Origin of the sequence: Bacillus sp. JH7, assembly GCF_001563515.1 — a bacterium.
GTDB classification, from domain to species: Bacteria; Bacillota; Bacilli; order Bacillales; family Bacillaceae_G; genus Bacillus_A; species Bacillus_A cereus.
This window is the reverse complement of sequence record NZ_LPUS01000001.1, coordinates 176075-196394: the sequence shown is the minus strand read 5'-3', so window position 1 is coordinate 196394 and position 20320 is coordinate 176075. Positions and strand designations below refer to the sequence as shown.

Genomic DNA, 20320 nt, shown 5'->3' with positions numbered 1-20320 from the left:
TTACTCACCACATTCCTCTACTTTTTCCAATGAGAAGAAAATGCTTGTGCCTTTCCCAAGCTCGCTTTCCGCCCAAATTTCCCCGCCATGTTCTTCAACAATTTGCTTCGCTATCGCTAAACCAAGTCCACTTCCACCTGTGCTAGAATTCCGCGATTGTTCTGCACGATAAAAACGTTCAAAGATATACGGCAATGTATCAGATTCTATACCTGATCCGTTGTCCATCACTTTCACAATAATTTTATTATTATCACTCGATACTGTTACAGTAATTTTCTTCTCTTCTTTATCCATGTATTTCACACTATTATGAATTAAATTTGATATCACTCTATTGATTTTTTCGCAATCAGCCGTTACATATAGTGGTGATGCATGTAACTGTAGGCGCACTTCTATACCTTCTTCACTTAAATCCATCTGCATCTCTTCTATTAATTCTTGCATAAACGTATTCAATTCAACTGTTTCAAACTGGAATGGAACTCGATTCAAATCGAGCTTCGAAAATAAAAATAGTTCATCAATGAGTGTGTCCATATGTTTTGCCTTCGTATGGATAGTTGTTAAATACTTATCCATTTTTTCTGGCGTATTTGCTACCCCGTCCTTTATTCCTTCTACATATCCTATAATTGATGTAATCGGTGTTTTTAAGTCATGAGAGATGTTTGAAATAAGCTCTTTTCGATTTTCTTCATACTGTGTTTGCATCTCTATCGATTCTTTTAATCTCTTCCTCATTTCCTCAAACCCTTGATTTAATTGCCCTATTTCGTCGTGTGATGTAATTGGTATTTGAAAATCTAAATTTCCTTCTTTAATTTTCTCCGTTGCGCCTTTCAATACAAAAATTGGTTTTATTACACTTCTTGAAACGAGGTAACTTAATAATCCAATGAGTAAAATGGCTAGTAGTAAAAGCGATACGAATAAGATTGGAAATAATTTTTGTGTAAGATCTACAAATGAACTTTGCTTTTTTAATACAAATATACTTCCCTCTTCTTCCTGAGGAAAATAAAAATCAAACTTTACATATCGATAAAATGTATCGCCTAGTTCCGTTGTACCACGACTATTAATATTTGCTGATTCAAATTTCGGAAGGGCTTCTTTTAAAGAAACACTTTCAAATACGTTTGAAGCATATGAAAGTGTTTCTCCTTTTCTTACTACTATTTTCACACCCTCTTTTTCTATTGCTGAGACAAACGACTCATCTAGCAATTGAGATTGATGCTGTTTGGCTGCTGACTTCAACTCAAGATAGGCATTCTCTTCTTCTGGTGTAAGCGGCTTTTGAATGTAAGAACTTTTATAGAAATTTTTCACTGCTTCCAAGTCACCTGTTATCGAAAAAACGATTAAAAATCCCGCGACTAATATAAGCGTAATGGAAACGAGGATAACAGCAATATAAGAAAATAAAAACCTTGTTTTAATAGACATATCTTAAATCCTCACTTTATCAAACCTTATTATTTATAAGCATAAAAATATATGTTCAATTACTCAAGCGATTTTATAGTAATTTTAGCGTCAGTTTATAAAAATTTAATGTTCCTATTTTACAGTTGAAATTAGGAGGTTGAAATTCCATGTTCAAAAAAACATTAAGTATGATATGTTGCGTAATTTTTTTACAAGGATGCTCGCAAGAACAAGAAGTAAAAAAGGAGATGATAAACATGGAGACTGCACTACTAGCAGCCACTGAAAAAAATGAAACGAATACTGTTATATCTTTACTAAAACAAGGCGCAAATATAAATGCGACGGATAGTCAAGGACGCACTCCGCTTATGATTGCTACATACAAAAATGATGTAAAAACCGCAAAGGTACTTATCGAAGCTGGTGCTGACGTAAATATCCAGGATGACATGAAAAATAATCCCTTTCTATACGCCGGTGCGGAAGGTTACTTAGACATTTTAAAACTAACAATTGATGCTGGTGCAGATCCTACGATTACAAATCGTTACGGCGGAACAGCTCTTATCCCAGCCTCAGAACATGGCTATATTGACGTTATAAAGGAACTCCTCACTCGAACAAATATTGATGTAAATCATGTAAATAACCTGGGATGGACAGCTTTAATGGAAGCCATCGTACTAAGTAACGGAAACGAAACACAGCAACAAGTCATTCGCCTTCTTATTGAGCACGGTGCAGATGTAAATATTCCAGACAATGATGGTGTTACCCCGTTAGAGCATGCTCGCGCTCATCACTTTGAAGAGATAGAGAAGATTTTGTTAGAAGGCCGTAAGTAAAAAGCTAATTTTTGCCTTCCTCCCCCACCCTATGCTACATTTAAGCCGTTACATTACTATTAATAGGGTGGGAATAAATATGAACAAACCTAAAATTGGGATGATTGGACTTGGAAGTATTGCGCAAAAGGCCTATCTTCCAACACTTACAAAAGAAACTGATTGGAATTTTGTAGGGGCGTTTACACCTAACGCAGAGAAAAGAAAACAAGTTTGCCAGCAATACCGAATTCAAGACTTTCATTCTATTGAAATGTTAGCTTCGGAATGCGATGCAATCTTCGTTCATAGTTCAACTGCATCGCATTATGAAATCGTTTCTGAACTTCTAAAAAAAGGGATCGACGTTTATGTTGATAAACCGCTAGCAGCTACAGTGGAACAAGCTGAGCAACTAGTCGAGTTGAGCGAGAAGTATAACCGAAAATTAATGGTCGGATTTAATCGCAGATTCGTTCCTATGTATGTCGCTGCCAAAGAACAGGCTAATGATATTTCATGGATTCGAATTGAAAAGCATCGTACAAATAAAGTCGGGCCATATACGTACGACTTCACTATGTTAGATGATTATTTACACATTGTAGATACTGCCCGTTGGTTAGCTAACGATGATCTTAACGTCGTTCACAATATGATGCAAATGAATGAAAAGAATGAACTTCTTTACGGACATCATACATATACAACGCCAAGTGGACTGTTACTTTCTACTGCAATGCATCGCCATGCCGGTACAAATTTAGAACAAATTGAACTTGTAACGACAGGAAAAATCATTCGCGTAAAAAATATGAATACATTTGAAATTGAACAGGAAAACTCAGTTTCACAAAATGGTTCCCCATCATGGGATACGACGTTAAAACAACGTGGTTTTGAAGATGCTGTTCATCATTTTATTGAGTGTGTACAAGGCGATACAAAGCCTGTTGTAGACGGATTAGAAGGATTAAAAACGCAGCAAATGCTACAATCTTTACTAGATGATGTAAATAAAAATTAAAACGGATACATTTTTCAGAATTTACTTTCATTCCCATTCCCTCTTTATTTCTCTCGTAAATTTCTATAGAATATGTTGATAGGAATTATAAATTTCATAATGAATCGTGGAAAGGATGGGATTAACACATGTGGAACGAGTTTAAAAAGTTCGCTTTCAAAGGGAATGTAATCGATTTAGCCGTCGGGGTTGTAATCGGTGCTGCATTCGGTAAAATCGTTAGTTCTTTAGTAAAAGATATCATCACACCATTACTTGGTATGGTATTAGGTGGCGTTGACTTTACAGATTTAAAAATTACATTCGGTAAATCATCTATTATGTATGGTAACTTCATCCAAACTATTTTTGATTTCTTAATTATTGCAGCTTCTATCTTTATGTTTGTTAAAGTTTTCAACAAACTAACATCTAAAAAAGAAGAAGAAGAAAAAGAGGAAGAAATTCCAGAACCAACAAAAGAAGAAGTTCTTCTTGGCGAAATTCGCGACTTACTAAAACAGCAAAACTCTTCTAAAGATAGAGCATAATTGAACGGATAAAAAGGCATGTCCCTCTGGACATGCCTTTTCTATATGCTATAACGTTTCCGAATTCATATGAATAAATAAAATAATACCAGCAACCATAAGTACCATAATGCTACCTGCAAATAGTGTAATACCAATAAACATTAAACTTGTGCTCATATCTACTGATACACTTTCAATAAAAATAGAAATTACATACGTGATAAGGGCAATTCCTGCAAGAATACTTCCTGGAACAAATCGCTTTAAACCATTTTGTTTTAACGTCATATATGCAAAAATAGCAGTCATACAAAGCGTAATTATCCAAAGAACGATCATCTCTTTTCCCCCCTCACAAGCCTTTTCTTTCTATTATACATGACATTGCCCTATAATAGTTAAATTTGCACTTATGTGACATATAACAAGGAATAGCCCCATCTATAGCGAAGGCATTATGAAGAGAATCACGATACACTTTTTGAAGAAAGCATTATTCTTGTTAAAGCAAACAGTTTAGAGGATGCTCACGAACTTGGTAAAAAAATTGCTATGCAATCTGAAGATACGTACGATAATATGTAAGATGAGCAAATAACGTGGACGTTCCGAAAAGTGTTACATGTGTTTGAATTAGACGATACCCCATTTGAAACTGGAAAAGAATTGTACGCAAGATTTTTACACGTTAAGAAAAATGAAACTGTAGATACAGTAATTGAAAAATATTATCCTGAATATGAATAAAAGCTCACAGCAATCGCTGTGAGCTTTTTTATACTTACTTCGTTGAATCTCTAAATTGGATACGGTGAGGTAAGATAACAGTGTGATCTTCCACTTTTTCTTTGTTCATATACTTTGTTAATAAACGCATTGCTACTGCACCGATATCATACATCGGTTGAACAACTGTTGAAAGCTGCGGACGAACCATTAATGCAAGGCGTGTATTATCGAAACCAAGTACTTCTACGTCAGTTGGTACGTTTAATCCAGCGTCTTGTGCTGCATGGATTACACCTAGTGCCATTTCATCAGAAGACACGAAGATTGCTGTTGGCTTTTCATCATTGCTCCAAAGCTTTTCGAATGCTTCAATACCTGAGTCATATGTGTAATCTCCATCGATCACAAGATTTTCATCATATGAAATACCTGCTTCTTCTAAAGCTTTTTTATAACCTTGTAACTTCTTCGCGCTTCCCGCTTTATCAATGAAAGGACCAGAGACGAAACCGATACGTTTATGTCCTTGCTCGATAAAGTGCTTCATTGCATCATAAGCTGCTTGTGTATAATCAATATTTACTGATGGCGTTTCATTTTGCTCATCAAATGACGCTGCTAATACAATTGGTACTGGAGATTTTTTAAATTCTTCAATGTGAATGTCTGTAATATCTTCACCCATGAAAACAATTCCGTCCACTTGTTTTCCAAGCATCGTATTTAATAAATGGAACTCTTTCTCTTTGTTTTGATCAGAGTTACTTAAAATGATGTTATATTTGTACATTGTTGCGATATCTTCAATTCCACGTGCAAGTTCTGCATAAAACGTATTTGAGATATCAGGAATAATAACACCTACTGTAGTTGTCTTCTTACTTGCTAGTCCACGTGCTACCGCATTCGGGCGGTATCCTAAACGATCAATTGCTTCTAATACTTTCTTTCTTGTTGTAGGCTTTACATTTGGGTTACCGTTCACAACACGAGATACGGTAGCCATTGAAACGTTTGCTTCGCGCGCTACATCATAGATTGTTACGTTCATCTCATCGCACACTCCTTCTATTTTTGTTATCTATTTTTATGTATCGGTTACTTGAATGAAAAAAAGACATCAACTCTATTTGCAGATGCCACCAATCGTCCCGAGTTCTTCCTTTTACTAATGATACGATAAAAACGCAGGCTCATACAATATTTTCCCGCAAAAGTTTCGAAAAAATTCGCTTCTTTTCTCGTATTTTCGTATTTTTTATGAAAAAAGGGCATTTTTTGTAAAAAAATAGATGTTTCCTAAGTAGAAATCTTATTTTAAGCAGTACGATAGTAAATGAAATTTATATCAGCGATTTTTCGAATATATCGACTATAACTCGAAATATATCAGCGATTTTCCAAATATATCGACCGCAACTCTAATTATATCAGCGATTTTTTAAATATATCAACTTACCAACAAAAATCGACAATGACAGTCGCTATACAATAAGAGAAAGCTGTTCCAAAATGCCTTTTTGGAACAGCCCATTAAAAGTTTTTATAATTTACTTCCAAATGATTTTAATTCATTCATAAAATCATTGAACTGCGGTATATTCATTTGTTGCGCTGCATCAGATAAAGCTACAGCTGGATCTGGATGTACTTCAGCCATAATTGCGTCTGCACCAATTGCCATCGCTGCTTTTGCAGTTGGTAAAAGAAGGTCACGTCGCCCTGTAGAATGCGTTACATCGACAACGACAGGTAAATGTGTTTCTTTCTTTAAAATCGGCACAGCGGAAATATCAAGCGTATTACGCGTCGCTCTTTCATACGTGCGAATACCTCGTTCACATAAAATAATGTTCCCATTTCCCTTTGCCATAATATATTCTGCCGCATTAATGAATTCTTCAATCGTTGCTGATAGACCACGTTTTAATAATACTGGTTTATTTACAGCACCAGCTGCCCTTAGCAAATCAAAGTTTTGCATATTGCGAGCACCAATTTGAATAACATCAACGTAATCTAATGACATCTCAATATCATTCGGATTTAAAATTTCACTAATAACAGCCAAATCATATTCATCTGCTACCTGGCGCAAAATTTGTAATCCCTCTAATCCAAGACCTTGAAAATCATACGGTGAAGTACGTGGTTTGAACGCACCACCACGCATTAATTTCAGACCTTGTTCTTTCATTGCTTCAGCAACTTGACGTACTTGTTCATAACTTTCCACTGCACACGGCCCCATAATAAAATGCTGATTTCCGTCACCAATTTTTTCACCATTAATTTCAACAATCGTATTTTCTGTTTTTTTCTTACGAGAAACAAGTAATGCTTTACGATGATCATCTTCTTGTAATTCTAAACCAGCTTGAAAAATTTGTTTGAAAATATGTTGTAAAGTCGAAGTTTCAAATGGACCATTATTATTCTCTGCAATTAAATCCAGCATATTTCTTTCACGTACAGGATCAAAACGTTTCACACCTTGTACTTCTTTTAAATTACCAACTTCTTGTACGAGACGACCTCTTTCGTTTAGTAACTCTAATATTTGTAAATTAAGTTGATCAATTTCAGAACGTAAACGACCTAATTGTTGTGATGCCATAAGAAAGCCACCTCTTTCAAATTCCTATATGTTACTTTTTTAAGATAACTTATTATAGCTGATACATATACGATTGTCACACGATATACAGCAATGAATTACTATCAAAAAACGTTGTATATTTTCATTTAAAATAAAAAAAGACAGTTTACATACTGTCTTTTTTACAAGAAGGAAACAAACGGTTTATCACTGTTTTTCTCTTTTATAATCACAGCCTCGATTTTACTCTCGGACTTGATCTGTAATTGTACTTTCGCATCTTTAGGCAATTTGTCTAACATACCTTGCGCAGCTAATTGGGTAAGAGCCATTAATTCTGTTTTACCGTTATATTTAATAACAATATTCATATTTAATGTATCCATTTGATCTTTCTTATAAGAAACTTTAGCGTTGACTGGAATAAAATCTCCATTAGAAAAACCTTTTATTTCCTTAGCAAAGTTATTTATTTTTGTATTATCTTCTCCATGTGCTTGTGTAAATTCATCAGAAGGATATGAATACGACTTTTCATCAATTGTACTCCAATTTCCAAGGTTCGTATCATTCTTTTGAACAGTAGCACTAGCAATATACGTACCATTTTTTAAAGAACTAGTACTTTCTTGCTTAAAGATAGCAAACGTAATTGGAGATTTGTTATACTTATCATTTTTGTTAATAGCTTCAATAAGTTGTTTAGCAACTTCAGTCCCTTTAGACATAGCTTCTTCATTCGATACACTTGAAGACATAGCTAAACCTATCATAACACCAGATAAACTTAGTTCATTTGAATTCTGTTTTCCGAAATAGTCTTGTTCTATAATATTCGTCAAAACTGGCGCTTCTACTTTCGCAACTAGTTCATCAATTAGTTTCTCTGGAATATACTGGTTTAATTGCAGTACGTGACTCTCTGTATCAAATTGCTGCGTTGCAATATTTATTAAACCATTTTCATACTCTGCTAAATCTAATTTAGAATTTGTTTTTATATTAGCTGTATTAATAACCTTTTGTTCTTTTAAAGGAATAACAGTTCTATAATAATCTTTAGAAACAGCAGTTCTCGGAATCATACTTTTTTCTTTTGTATCTTTTTGTATAACTTCATCCTTCTTACTAATCGTATTACTATTGTTACTACAAGCTCCTAGTAATAAACTTACGACTGCGAAGGATAATGCCATTTTCTTCATTACTTAAAACCTACTTTCAACAATCTAGTTATTTAGTTTGAACTATTAATAGTGTACCACTAAATATATTTCAACAAAAACAAAAAAAAGAAGCAAGCACCTTTAGCTTGCTTCTTTTTACTTTATATTCTCTTCTAAAGCATCTTTTTTAATATTCCAATGAGATGTATTCCATACTACCATCCCATCTTTTATGTATAGCACTTGCGGTGATTCATGTCTAATACTGTATTGTTCTGCAACACGATTTGACACATCTCTCGCATCTTGTACGTATAAGTAATACGCTGGCACTTCTCTTTCTTCGCTGCAATACGCTTGAAATTCTGTGTATGCACCGTGACTAATCGGGCATGTCGTACTATGTTTAAAAAGAACATACGGCTCGTTCTTTTCTACTAAGACTTCAAGCTCTTCAATTGTTTCAAGTTTTGTCATATTCATCACGATTCACCTCTCATACGAAATCTAGAGCGCTTCTCTTTCTTTTCAGCTTTTTTCTCAATTCTTTCTAATTTACGCTCTTCTTTTTCAACCTTCTTCTCTTGTCTCGACGCACGGTAATGATTGTATACTTCAATCGCCGCACTGCTCCACTGTACAACTTGCGCTACTTTATCAGCGTTATTTTCAATTTCGTCCGTTACAGAGTCCGATACATTACGAAGCTTCGTATTTAAAGATTGGATTGTCGTTCCAATCCCATCTACACCCGCTACCACTTTATTTAATGACTGTGACTTCTGTTGAATATCATCAGCTAACGCATTCGTTTTATGTAATAATTGCTCTGTCTCTACGCTAATTCCTTGCATTTGCTTTTCTAAACCTTCTAACGTACTTGCAACGTTTTCCAACGTCTTCTGAACCGATAACAACGTTCTGCATACATACACTACTAATACTGCGAAAGCAACCGCGATAATAGCCGCACTTACATATAAAAGAACTTGCATTTCATCACTTCCTTTATCTTTTTCATACTTTCCCCTATTATACAATCATTTTCCGTTTCATTCTAATCCCTATCTCATCATTAGAATTTTCATACTTATTCGTTAACTGTAACATAAATCATTCAACAAATTCCACTAAGTAGGTTACAATAGGAGAGGATACATAATTAGTAGGGAGGCTTTACATATGAAAGATCCACGTATTGAAAAGTTAGCATACAATTTAATTAACTACTCTATCCGCTTACAAAAAGGTGAAAAAGTATTAATTGAAAACTTTGGCTTACAAAAAGAACTTGTAACTGCACTTGTAAAAGAAGCATATGCAGCTGGTGGTTTCCCATTCGTCTCTTTAAAAGATCATCAAGTAGATCGCTCTTTATTAATGGGTGCTACTGAAGAACATTTCGAACAAATCGCTGCATATGAAGCAAGCGTAATGAAAGACATGGACGCTTATATCGGCCTTCGCTCTGGCGATAATATTAATGAACAAGCTGACGTTCCAAGTGAGCGTATGAAAGTTCATGGCCAAACAGTTGGTAAAAAAGTTCATAGAGACATTCGCGTTCCAAAAACACGCTGGGTTGTTCTTCGCTACCCAAATGCTTCTATGGCACAGCTTGCTAAAATGAGTACAGAAGCTTTCGAAGACTTCTACTTCGAAGTATGTAACTTAGACTACGGTAAAATGGATAAGGCAATGGATAGCCTTGTTACATTAATGAATAAAACAGATAAAGTTCGTTTAACTGGTCCTGGAACTGACTTAACATTCTCTATTAAAGACATTCCAGCAATTAAATGCTCAGGTCATTTAAACATTCCAGACGGTGAAGTATACTCTGCACCAGTTCGTGATTCTGTTAACGGTACAGTTTCTTACAACACACCATCTCCTTACAACGGTTATACATTTGAAAATGTACAACTTAAGTTTGAGAACGGTCAAATCGTTGAAGCAACTGCAAACGATACAGAGCGCATTAACAAAATCTTCGATACAGACGAAGGCGCACGCTACGTTGGTGAGTTCGCAATTGGCGTAAACCCATACATCTTACATCCAATGGGAGACATCCTATTCGATGAAAAAATCGATGGCAGCTTCCACTTCACTCCTGGACAAGCTTACGACGATGCATGGAACGGCAACAACTCGAACATCCACTGGGATTTAGTATGCATCCAACGCCCTGAATACGGCGGCGGCGAAATTTACTTCGACGACGTACTAATCCGTAAAGACGGACGCTTCGTTGTACCTGAACTAGAAGCTTTAAACCCAGAGAACTTAAAATAATAATAAAAACGCTCGGAATTTTCGCCGAGCGTTTTTATTTCTTTCCTACCATTTCTATTTTCACATGTGGATTTTCTTTCTCTATAAGCCCCAAGAATTCATCCATATTTTGCGGCATCGCAACCATATGTACTTTATATGCATTCGTCGTAATTTCAAGAGACTTTCCGACCTGACGTATAATTCTCACATCTTTTAATACAATATCATCATTTAAAATACCGTACTTTAATACGCCATTTTCTACTTTATGTTTTTTAATAAATACTTCCCAAACGAGTGGTACATTTACAATGAAGCATAAACCCATCCCAATCAACGCTGACATCCAATGCGCTTTATTGGTGAAAAGCATGACAATTGGATATATAAACATAAACGCTAACGTAAGACAAACGAAAATGACTACTGACTTACTTCTTTGAATTGGAAAGTTCATACCTACACCCCCTGACCCAAATTATACCACTATTTCCATTTTTCTTCATAGAAAAAGGCCATTTCTAAATGACCTTTTACACAATGTACCTATAAAATTTCTTATCTACCTGTAGCACCGGAAAGTTTTTCGGCAACTCGTCTATACTCACACTTTCAAAACCATTCTTTTCATAAAAACGATGTGCCGCTAAAAATTTTACTGTTGTTCCTAAGTAAATATCTTTCAATTTTTTATCCTCAGCCCATGAAATTGCTGTTTGAAGCAACATATGTGATGCGCCCCATTCTTTTCCGCGAAACTCTTTCTTCACGAACATTTTTCTTAACGCTACTTGATGATTCTCAATATCTAATAAAGCTACTGTTCCAACTACTTTACCATCATAAATTGCTACCCAAAAGTTTCCGTAATCCTTTTGATAGAATGTTTCTATTTCAAGTAAATCAGGTTGCTCTTCTTTCGTAATTGAAACATTATACTCTTTTTGCTGAATATGAACGATAAGATCTACTACTTCCTCTTGAAACGTACTTTCATACGGAATAATGCATATCTTCTCGTTCATCGAATCTCCTTCCACTCTGAAGCTAGTAAACTATATACAGCGATATCGTGAAAATGATCATATAGCCATTCATCATCTCTTAAAATGCCATCTAACTTAAATCCTAAACGTTCTGGAATAGCGCGGCTTTTCACATTTTCAACACCGCATCTAATTTCCATTTTATTTAATTTTAAATTCTCAAATGCATAGTGAAGTACAGCCTTCACACTACGCGTCATAATACCTTTCCCGCCAGCATCTTCTGCAAGATAATATCCAAGACTTGCCGCTTTCTTCCCCCAACTTACTGGGTGAATGCCTACCATCCCAACGAGCTTTCCTTTGTAACGGATACCACTTTCAAAACCGTCTCCCTCTGCAAACTTCTTTAACCACATCGGACAAATCTCATCATACGCATCAGCAGATTTGGTCCCATCTACCCAAGGAAGCCATCTTCGTAAATGATTACGGTTTTGGTCTATTAATTGATATAGTTCCTCCTTATGATGCTTCTCTAATAACTGTAATTCGATTTCATCGTCTACTCGAAGTGTGAACATGTTTTTTAGTCCCCTTTTTATTTTTCTTATTATTCTAACACTTCTAGATGTAAATTGTTAAATATTCACACTTTTTTCGGTTTTATTTGTATAAAATTAGAAGAATACAATACACCCGTAACAACTAATATCATTCCTACAGACTGTGCGAGCGTTATATTTACTCCTTCAATAAAAGAAATAATCATTGTAACAACAGGCACTAAATTAAAAAATAAAGATGTTCTGGCTGCTCCAATTTGAGCAATTCCATTATTCCACCATAAGTAACCGAGCACGCTCATTCCAATTGCCATAAAAAGAATCGCTCCCCAAGCTAACAAAGGAATTTCCAAAACTGGTACGATATTTTTTTGAGTTGAAGATATGATCATAAAGGCAATGGCACCAATAGTCATTGTGTATGTCGTCGTTTGTATTGGGCTACTAGTTTTAATAAACTTTCTGCCTAGCACACCGTATAACGCCCAGCAAATATTCCCTAATAAAATATAAAAATCTCCTTTTGAAAATGATAAGTTTTGTAGTATCGTAAACGAACCTTGTGTCAGTACAAAGACAACGCCAAGTAATGCAAGTAACATCCCAATACCTTGGCGTTTTATAATTTTTTCTCGTAAAATAAAACTTGCTAACAGCGTCGTAACGAGCGGATTTGTCGCCATAATAAGTGCACCATTCATAGCTTCTGTATGTTTCATACCTAAAAAGAAAAAGAAGTTAAAACCGAATACACCAACAATACCTAGCAAAAAGTAATAAACCTTATTCTCCCTCCATACCTCTACCTCAAAATCTTTTCGTATTTTTAACAAACATAACATCACAAATGCAGCAATTCCAAAGCGCCATGCTGCTATATGAATTGCTTCGAAATACTGTACAGCATATTTCGAAGCATTAAATGTCCCACCAGTGAAAATCGCAAATCCAAGTAACTGAGCGTATACTTTATTTTTCATTGTCAGCCTCTGAATTTCCACCTTCTAGAAAACCGTAATAAATTTCTAGTTTCTCCTCCGTTAGCTGAACAACTTTTTGCAATTGTTCCTGCTGTTTTTTTAATCTCTCTAAGTGAGTTGTTAAAATTGAAATTCTCTTTTTTACTTTCGCCGGTACTTCCTCTTTTCTCTGCCTAATTTCCTCTATAATACATCCATCACTTGCAAACTGAGCCATCTCTTCTAATGACATTCCAGTTTGTTTTAACGAATATAAAAATTTTAAAAGGCGTACATCACCTTCTGTATATTGGCGGATCCCGCTATTTCGCGTTGGTGGTGGTAATAATCCTAATTTCTCATAGTAACGCAAAGTATGAATACCCATCCCAGTTAACTCTGCTACTTCACCGATTTTATACATGTTCTCTCCCCCTTGTTTTTACATCTTCATCTTACAACCTAGAGTTAACTCTAGGTCAATACATAAATAAAAGTTGAACACAACAAAAAAGACGCACAGCCACCGCTATGCGTCTTTTCTATTATTTCTCTGCAACTTGAACTTCTTTTACGTAAGCCGCTTCGAATTTTTGGATGTCTCCTGCGCCCATGAAAATTAGAACGCCGTTTTTATGTTTCTTTAATACATCCGTTGTTGTATCTGTAATTAGTTCTGCACCGTCAATACGCTTTTGCAGATCTTCGATTGTTAATTCACCTTTGTTTTCGCGTGCTGATCCGAAAATATCACATAAGTATACTTGATCAGCTTTGCTTAGGCTTTCTGCGAACTCATCTAAGAACTTTTCTGTACGTGAGAATGTGTGTGGCTGGAATACAGCGACAATTTCACGCTCTGGATGTTTTTGACGAGCTGCTTCAATCGTTGCATTAATTTCTGTCGGATGGTGTGCATAGTCATCGATGATTACTTGCTCTCCCATCGGCTTTTCATTAAAGCGACGTTTTACGCCTTCAAAAGTTGTTAATTGATGTTTTACTGCTTCTACATCAACATTTTCATAATGGCAAAGCGCGATTACTGCTAACGCATTTAATACGCTGTGATTGCCGTATCCTGTAATTTTGAACGTGTCATAGTACGTATTACGAACGAATACATCAAAAATAGTGCCATCTGTTCTCTTTTGGATGTTGCGTGCTTGGAAATCATTATCTTCTCCAAATCCATAGAAAATAACAGGTACTTTCGCTTGAATTTTTTGAAGTTCTTCATCATCTCCACATGCAATAATGCCTTTTTTCACTTGCAATGCCATCTCTTGGAATGCACTGAATACATCATTGATGTCTGCAAAATAATCTGGATGATCAAAATCAATATTCGTCATAATTGCATAGTCTGGATTATAAGACAAGAAATGACGACGATACTCACAAGCTTCAAATACAAAATACTTACTATTTTCTACCCCATGCCCTGTTCCATCTCCAATAAGGTAAGATGTTGGATGTGCACCTTGCATTACATGGGCTAACAAACCTGTTGTTGATGTTTTTCCGTGTGCACCAGTTACAGCAACACTTGTGTATTGGCTCATCAGGTCACCTAAGAAATGATGGTAACGATGGACTGGGATGTTTAATTCTTTTGCTGCTACGATTTCTTCATGCGTATCAGGAAATGCATTTCCTGCAATAATCACTTGTCCTTCTTCTACATTATTCTTATCAAAAGGAAGGATCGAGATACTACGCTTTTCCAACGCTGTTTGTGTAAAGAAACGCTTTTCATAATCAGACCCTTGAACAGTATGCTTCATATCATGAAGAATTTGCGCTAATGAACTCATTCCTGTTCCTTTAATTCCTACAAAATGGTAAACTGTCATCTTAAAGAACCTCCAACATTTCGAACTAATACAACGGCCTATCTATAAGACAGTATATGAATCTTTTCTTATTTTGGTAATCATCATACATTTTTGATGTAGTGAAGTTATTCTTCCCTTCACTTATCAGGATAAACTCGTACGTACTTCTTTATATATCTATAACAAGTCCATTATAGCAAAAAAGAAGCCGCTATACTATGATAACAGAAAAACTGATAGGGTCAATCACCTATCAGTTTTTCTCTCTTTTACATCTCTTCTCTTTTTTCTAATTGAACACGCTCTAAACGTGGGTTTGGACGATATTTACGACCAGCTTTTGCTTCTGGTTTCCCATTTAATTCTACATTATCACCAGTAAAGCCAATATTCATTTTTAATAAGCTACTTCCTACCCCGTATATGTCAACAGGTACGTTTTGAGCTTCAAATTCACGAATACGCTTCTCATCAAATCCACCAGTTACAACGATGTCTACATGCTGGAATCCTTCTTCATCAAGTGCTTTACGAAGTGCGAATACAAGCGATGGGTTTACACCACGTGGATCGAATGTTCCAAGTACTTCTGGGTGGCGAATGAAGTATTGATCAATCATCGTGCGGGACGTATCTACACGTACACCTTTTAATGTTGATCCAAATTCACGCGCTACGCGAAGTGCATCTGTAATGACATCATTGTTGTAATCAATTAATACAACTAATTCATCTTCTGGGAATTTCTTATGATATGCTTTTGCCGCTTCTACAACATCACCATTAAACATTTGAATTAATGCGTGAGGCATCGTCCCCATACCACTTTTGCCCCACCATTCATTCATCGCATGCGTCGCTTGTGCGCTCATACCTCCGATGTATGCTGCATAACCGTCACCAGCTTGTTGTGTATAATGATCGTCACGATCTCCCATGAAAATAACTGGTTTTTCTTTATCTACGCTACGCGCAGCTTGGACAACGTTATATACGTTTGTCGCAACCGATGTACGACGAGCTAAAATCCCATCAATGACACCTTCTAAAAATCCGAAATTTTCATAAGGACCATGAATTGTTAACACTGTTTCAAATGGACTAATTTTATCGCCATCTTTTAAAGAGTTAATCTCAAGTTCCTCAGGATTTTTAGCGAATGTTTGTAACAACGCAATCACTTCATCTGTTCCGCAAAGAACTGCATTTTCCTTTTGGAAAAATTGCATCGTTACAACACTTTTCGGGCGAAATTCTTCAATGATTTCTCTAGTCTTTAAAAAGTAAACGGCAGAGAACCAACCTTCTCCAACGCGTTCGTCAAATTTAAATGTTTTATTTGTTAGTCTATTTATTTCACCTTTTAATTTTAATTCAATTTCTTTCATGTCGCTTTACTCCCTACTTTACTATCCAACATTTTCTCTTAGTATACAGCATAACCGTTTACTATACATTTGTTTCCTGCATAGCAGCGAATTCATCCTCAGAAATAAGGACATCTCTTGGCTTCGTTCCTCTTGCTTCAGAAATAATTCCTTGCGATTGCATCTCTTCAATGAGACGTGCTGCGCGATTATAACCGATTCGGAATTTTCGCTGTACAGAAGATGTGGACGCTCCCCCTTGTTCTACAACAAATTGACATGCTTCGAAGAACAATTCGTCTTCCGACTCAGCTTGTTCTGTTTTCGCTAATAAATCCTCTTGCTTAAATAAGTAATTCGGCTTCATTTGCTTTTTCACATGATCAACTGTCTTTTCAATCTCATCATCCGATACATATACACCTTGTACACGAACAGGCTTAGATGTACCGTTCCCTAAGAATAACATATCACCACGGCCAAGTAATTTCTCCGCGCCACCAATATCGATAATCGTACGCGAATCAACTTGAGATGATACAGTAAACGCAATACGCGTTGGAATGTTTGACTTAATTAAACCTGTAATAACATCTACAGATGGACGCTGCGTTGCTACTAATAAATGAATACCACAAGCACGTGCTTTTTGTGCAATACGACAAATCGCTTCCTCAACATCACCAGGTGCTACCATCATTAAATCGGCTAACTCGTCAATGACAATAACGATATAAGGTAATGTTTCTCCCGGAATTTCTCGCTCACTTACAATCGTATTATAACGAGTTAAATCACGAGCACCTGCGTGCGCAAACAATTCATAACGACGTTCCATTTCCTCAACTGCCCATTTTAATGCAGCTGTTGCTGCTTTTACATCCGTAATAACAGGTGCTACAAGATGTGGAACAGAATTGTATGGTGCAAGCTCAACCATCTTCGGATCAATTAACATTAACTTCACTTCATGTGGTTTCGCTTTATATAAAATACTCGTTAAAATCGCGTTAATACACACACTTTTACCTGAACCCGTTGCACCCGCAATAAGTCCGTGCGGCATTTTTCGAATATCCGTTACAATTGGATCCCCTGAGATATCAAGTCCAAGCGCAACAGTAAGCGGTGATTCACTCTTTGTGAATACAGGACTTCTTAAAATTTCGCGAAGAAATACTGGCTTACTTTCTTTATTCGGAACTTCAATTCCAATCGCACTCTTCCCTGGAATCGGTGCTTCAATACGAATATCTTTCGCAGCTAAGCTTAACTTAATATCATCACTTAAATTTGTAATTTTATTTACTTTCACACCTGGGTCTGGCTGCACCTCAAAACGAGTGACTGCCGGACCTTGCGATACATTAATAACATGTGCTCCAACGTGAAAATTATTAAACGTTGTATCTAATAATTCTTTCTGCTCCTCTAACCATTCTGTATTATCTAACGCTGATTGCTGTGGAATCGACAACAGCGCTAATGGCGGAACAGTGTATGTCGGTGGTGTGTGCAATACATTTCGCATATCGTTCTCTCTTTGATTTACAACATATGCTTTCTCTTGTACTTCCGTACTTGAAATTGGCTTTTGTACTTGCTCTACCACTACTTGCTGTATTGGTTGTTCTTCCACTTGTGGCTCTGCTACTACTTGCTGCACTGGGTGCTCTTCCACTTGTGGTTCTGCTACTACTTGCTGCACTGGGCGTTCTTCCACTTGTGGTTCTGCTACTACTTGCTGCACTAGGTGCTCTTCCACTTGTGGTTCTGCTACTACTTGCTGCACTGAGTGCTCTTCCACTTGTGGTTCTGCTACCTCTTGCTGCACTGGGTGCTCTTCCATTTGTGGTTCTGCTGCTACTTGCTGCACTGGGTGCTCTTCCACTTGTGGTTCTGCTACCTCTTGTTGCACTGGCTTATTCTCTACTCGTACATTAGCAGAAGGCTGCATTGCATTTGCTCTAGCTGCATGTCTTTCCATTAATCGTGTTCTATCTTGTTTCAACATAACAACATTAAATGGTACATGACGCTTTTTCTCACGTTTTGGTTCTTCTTTTTGTACAACTGGTTGTTCTTCTACGACTGGCGCTTCTTCTACAACTGATTGCTCTTCTACGACCGGTGCTTCTTCTACAACTCGTTGCTCTTCTGCGACTAGTGTTTCCTCGGCAACTGGTTGCTCTTCTGCGACTGGCGCTTCTTCTACAACTGGTTGTTCTTCTGCAATTAAAACATCCGCAAAGCTTTGAACATCTTTCTTCGTTTGTTCATCAGCCTCAGCAACATGTATGAATTCACTCTTTTGTTCAATTGCTTCATCTTCTTGCTGAATTTCCTCAAGTGCTACAAATGTCTCTACTACAGGCGCGTTTATTTCTGCAATTACTTCAGCTTCTTCTGACTCTTCTGCTTCCGCAATTACTTCCACTTCTTCTGACTCTTCTACTTCCGCAATTACTTCAGCTTCTTCTGACTCTTCTGCTTCCGCAATTACTTCTACTTCTTCTGACTCTTCTGTTTCTGTAATTACTTCCACTTCTTCTGACTCTTCTGTTTCTGTAATTACTTCCACTTCTTCTAGCTCTTCTGTTTCCGCAATTACTTCTACTTCTTCTAGCTCTTCTGTTTCTGTAATTACTTCTACTTCTTCTGACTCTTCCGCTTCTGCAATTACTTCCACTTCTTCTGACTCTTCTGCTTCCGCAATTACTTCCACTTCTTCTGACTCTTCCGCTTCTGCAATTACTTCCACTTCTTCTGACTCTTCTGCTTCCGCAATTACTTCAGCTTCTTCTGACTCTTCTGTTTCTGTAATTACTTCCACTTCTTCAGGTGCCTCTGTTTCCATAACTACTTCTTCAAACTCTTCCGTTTCTGCAATTACTTCTACTTTTGACACTTCTTCTGGTATTTCCACAATGATTGTTTCCTCAAGTTTTTCTTCTGCTTTGACAATCACTGATTCTTCTGGAGCTTGCTTTTCTACTTCAATAGTAGGTTGTTTTATTTCTGTATTACGTTTAATTTCTTCTGATAATATTGTATCCTCGTGCTCTACTTTAGAAGCTACTAATTCTTCTTGTAGATTGTTTTCGTTTAACACCACTACATCTTTTTCTAGCTTAGCACTTTCCATCTGCTCAGCTACTGTTTTATGAAGTAATTCATCCGCTGAAACTTCCTGCGGTGTACTCATTTCTTGAATCACTTCTTTTTCTTCTACTAAAGGCACTTGGCGTTCAATTTCATAACCGTTTTTCTCTAGCCATTGATCAACTACTGACTTTTCTTCCTTTTTATTCTCTTCATATTGTTGCTCCCCTTGCTGGTTAGCAGCTCTATGACTAGAAGAAGTTGGTGCTTGTCCTTCTGAGAAATCAGATAATGTATATCCTTTTTTCTCTAACCATGCATCAACGACTGATTTACCCTCTACAGATATTTCAAGGTCTTCTCTTTCCTTTACTTCCTCCTGCTTTTCTTCCTTTTTCTCTACTGAAGGACGATTATATCCATAAATTGGCGAAATCATTTCTGTTGGACGAAATGGTCTACGGTTACTCTCTTGCGAAGGTACAGATGCCTTTTTAACGACAGACTCCCGCACCGGTTCATATTGCACTTCCGGCTCTTCATATGTAGAAACTACCTTTTCCACATACGGTCGTCTGCTTCTTTCCACCTTTATTCCTCTTTGGGCAGTCGGTTCTTCATATGTTACTCCTTGAACAGGTTGTTCTTCGAAGCGATTTACTTCGCTTTCATCCTCTTCATCGAACCCATTATCCGGTACTAAAGGAAAACGGCATTTACCTGCATTCCTACTTGCCATTTGTGCTTCTCTTGCTTCAGTGTAGTGGTTTACACGAGGAATTTTCGGCTGACTTTCAATTTGCTTTGGTACTTCTTTATTCATCGCTGTTTGTTCTTCCTCTTTGTTAAACAGCTTTTTCATCCAATCTAACATGCTTACCACTCTTTCTACTAAATAGTAACATCCTTTATTGTATCAGCATTC

Annotated in this window: 19 protein-coding genes and 1 pseudogene; 5 read left to right on the top strand and 15 right to left on the bottom strand. The window is 36.6% G+C overall.

The annotated features are described in order from the left end of the window. The gene (locus AU379_RS01135; RefSeq protein WP_048568508.1) at positions 1–1455 is read right to left on the bottom strand and encodes a HAMP domain-containing sensor histidine kinase; all 1455 of its coding nucleotides are present in this window, start codon (positions 1453–1455) and stop codon (positions 1–3) included. Between the two features lie 149 nt (positions 1456–1604). On the opposite strand from AU379_RS01135, the gene AU379_RS01130 reads away from it, so the two are divergent. From AU379_RS01130 to mscL, 3 genes are all read left to right on the top strand, one after another. Next, positions 1605–2285: an ankyrin repeat domain-containing protein gene (locus AU379_RS01130; protein WP_061138916.1), complete on the top strand. Its 681-nt coding sequence runs from the start codon at positions 1605–1607 to the stop codon at positions 2283–2285. Positions 2286–2364: 79 nt separating this feature from the next. Beyond that, positions 2365–3291 (top strand): Gfo/Idh/MocA family oxidoreductase, encoded by a 927-nt coding sequence (locus tag AU379_RS01125; protein WP_061138915.1) that lies wholly within the window; start codon positions 2365–2367, stop codon positions 3289–3291. Between the two features lie 128 nt (positions 3292–3419). Beyond that, complete coding sequence (gene mscL, locus AU379_RS01120) at positions 3420–3821, top strand: large-conductance mechanosensitive channel protein MscL (protein WP_061138914.1); 402 nt, start codon at positions 3420–3422, stop codon at positions 3819–3821. A 48-nt stretch (positions 3822–3869) separates the two neighbouring features. Here mscL and AU379_RS01115 read toward each other — a convergent pair whose 3' ends face one another. Continuing rightward, a complete protein-coding gene (locus AU379_RS01115; RefSeq protein ID WP_000636589.1) occupies positions 3870–4142 on the bottom strand; it encodes a DUF3917 domain-containing protein in 273 nt (90 codons plus the stop codon). A gap of 114 nt (positions 4143–4256) precedes the next feature. On the opposite strand from AU379_RS01115, the pseudogene AU379_RS01110 reads away from it, so the two are divergent. After that, positions 4257–4550: pseudogene (locus AU379_RS01110) on the top strand (DUF4288 domain-containing protein); the annotation flags it as partial. Between the two features lie 34 nt (positions 4551–4584). On the opposite strand, the gene ccpA reads toward AU379_RS01110, so the two are convergent. The 5 genes from ccpA to AU379_RS01085 form a co-directional block, all read right to left on the bottom strand. After that, complete coding sequence (gene ccpA / locus AU379_RS01105; RefSeq protein ID WP_001103297.1) at positions 4585–5583, bottom strand: catabolite control protein A; 999 nt, start codon at positions 5581–5583, stop codon at positions 4585–4587. 492 nt (positions 5584–6075) lie between these two features. Further along, complete coding sequence (locus AU379_RS01100; protein WP_016110801.1) at positions 6076–7149, bottom strand: bifunctional 3-deoxy-7-phosphoheptulonate synthase/chorismate mutase; 1074 nt, start codon at positions 7147–7149, stop codon at positions 6076–6078. Between the two features lie 164 nt (positions 7150–7313). Further along, complete coding sequence (locus AU379_RS01095) at positions 7314–8336, bottom strand: CamS family sex pheromone protein (RefSeq protein WP_000738025.1); 1023 nt, start codon at positions 8334–8336, stop codon at positions 7314–7316. A 117-nt stretch (positions 8337–8453) separates the two neighbouring features. Next, a complete protein-coding gene (ytxJ, locus tag AU379_RS01090; protein WP_001057469.1) occupies positions 8454–8780 on the bottom strand; it encodes a bacillithiol system redox-active protein YtxJ in 327 nt (108 codons plus the stop codon). Next, entirely contained in the window at positions 8780–9292 is a 513-nt protein-coding gene (locus AU379_RS01085; RefSeq protein ID WP_001197720.1) for a DUF948 domain-containing protein, read from the bottom strand. Before AU379_RS01085 ends, ytxJ begins: the two co-directional genes overlap by 1 nt. Positions 9293–9479: 187 nt before the next feature. On the opposite strand from AU379_RS01085, the gene AU379_RS01080 reads away from it, so the two are divergent. Continuing rightward, positions 9480–10595, top strand: a complete 1116-nt coding sequence (locus AU379_RS01080; RefSeq protein ID WP_000654731.1) for an aminopeptidase — start codon at positions 9480–9482, stop codon at positions 10593–10595. 34 nt (positions 10596–10629) lie between these two features. Here the strand turns inward: AU379_RS01080 and AU379_RS01075 are convergent, their stop codons facing one another. The 8 genes from AU379_RS01075 to AU379_RS01040 form a co-directional block, all read right to left on the bottom strand. Further along, on the bottom strand, positions 10630–11034 hold the full coding sequence (locus AU379_RS01075; RefSeq protein WP_001010629.1) for a PH domain-containing protein: 405 nt from the start codon (positions 11032–11034) through the stop codon (positions 10630–10632). A 76-nt stretch (positions 11035–11110) separates the two neighbouring features. Continuing rightward, positions 11111–11602 (bottom strand): GNAT family N-acetyltransferase, encoded by a 492-nt coding sequence (locus AU379_RS01070; protein WP_061138913.1) that lies wholly within the window; start codon positions 11600–11602, stop codon positions 11111–11113. After that, entirely contained in the window at positions 11599–12147 is a 549-nt protein-coding gene (locus AU379_RS01065) for a GNAT family protein (protein WP_000494658.1), read from the bottom strand. Before AU379_RS01065 ends, AU379_RS01070 begins: the two co-directional genes overlap by 4 nt. Before the next feature lie 65 nt (positions 12148–12212). Further along, positions 12213–13109, bottom strand: coding sequence for an EamA family transporter (locus tag AU379_RS01060; RefSeq protein WP_000792460.1), 897 nt, complete (start codon positions 13107–13109; stop codon positions 12213–12215). Then, positions 13099–13512, bottom strand: coding sequence for a MerR family transcriptional regulator (locus AU379_RS01055; protein WP_000276603.1), 414 nt, complete (start codon positions 13510–13512; stop codon positions 13099–13101). Before AU379_RS01055 ends, AU379_RS01060 begins: the two co-directional genes overlap by 11 nt. A 121-nt stretch (positions 13513–13633) precedes the next feature. Continuing rightward, on the bottom strand, positions 13634–14944 hold the full coding sequence (murC, locus tag AU379_RS01050; RefSeq protein ID WP_000219468.1) for a UDP-N-acetylmuramate--L-alanine ligase: 1311 nt from the start codon (positions 14942–14944) through the stop codon (positions 13634–13636). 251 nt (positions 14945–15195) lie between these two features. Further along, entirely contained in the window at positions 15196–16314 is a 1119-nt protein-coding gene (locus AU379_RS01045; protein WP_000658370.1) for a nicotinate phosphoribosyltransferase, read from the bottom strand. Positions 16315–16375: 61 nt separating this feature from the next. Next, complete coding sequence (locus AU379_RS01040; protein ID WP_061138912.1) at positions 16376–20269, bottom strand: DNA translocase FtsK; 3894 nt, start codon at positions 20267–20269, stop codon at positions 16376–16378. Between the last annotated feature and the right edge of the window lie 51 nt (positions 20270–20320).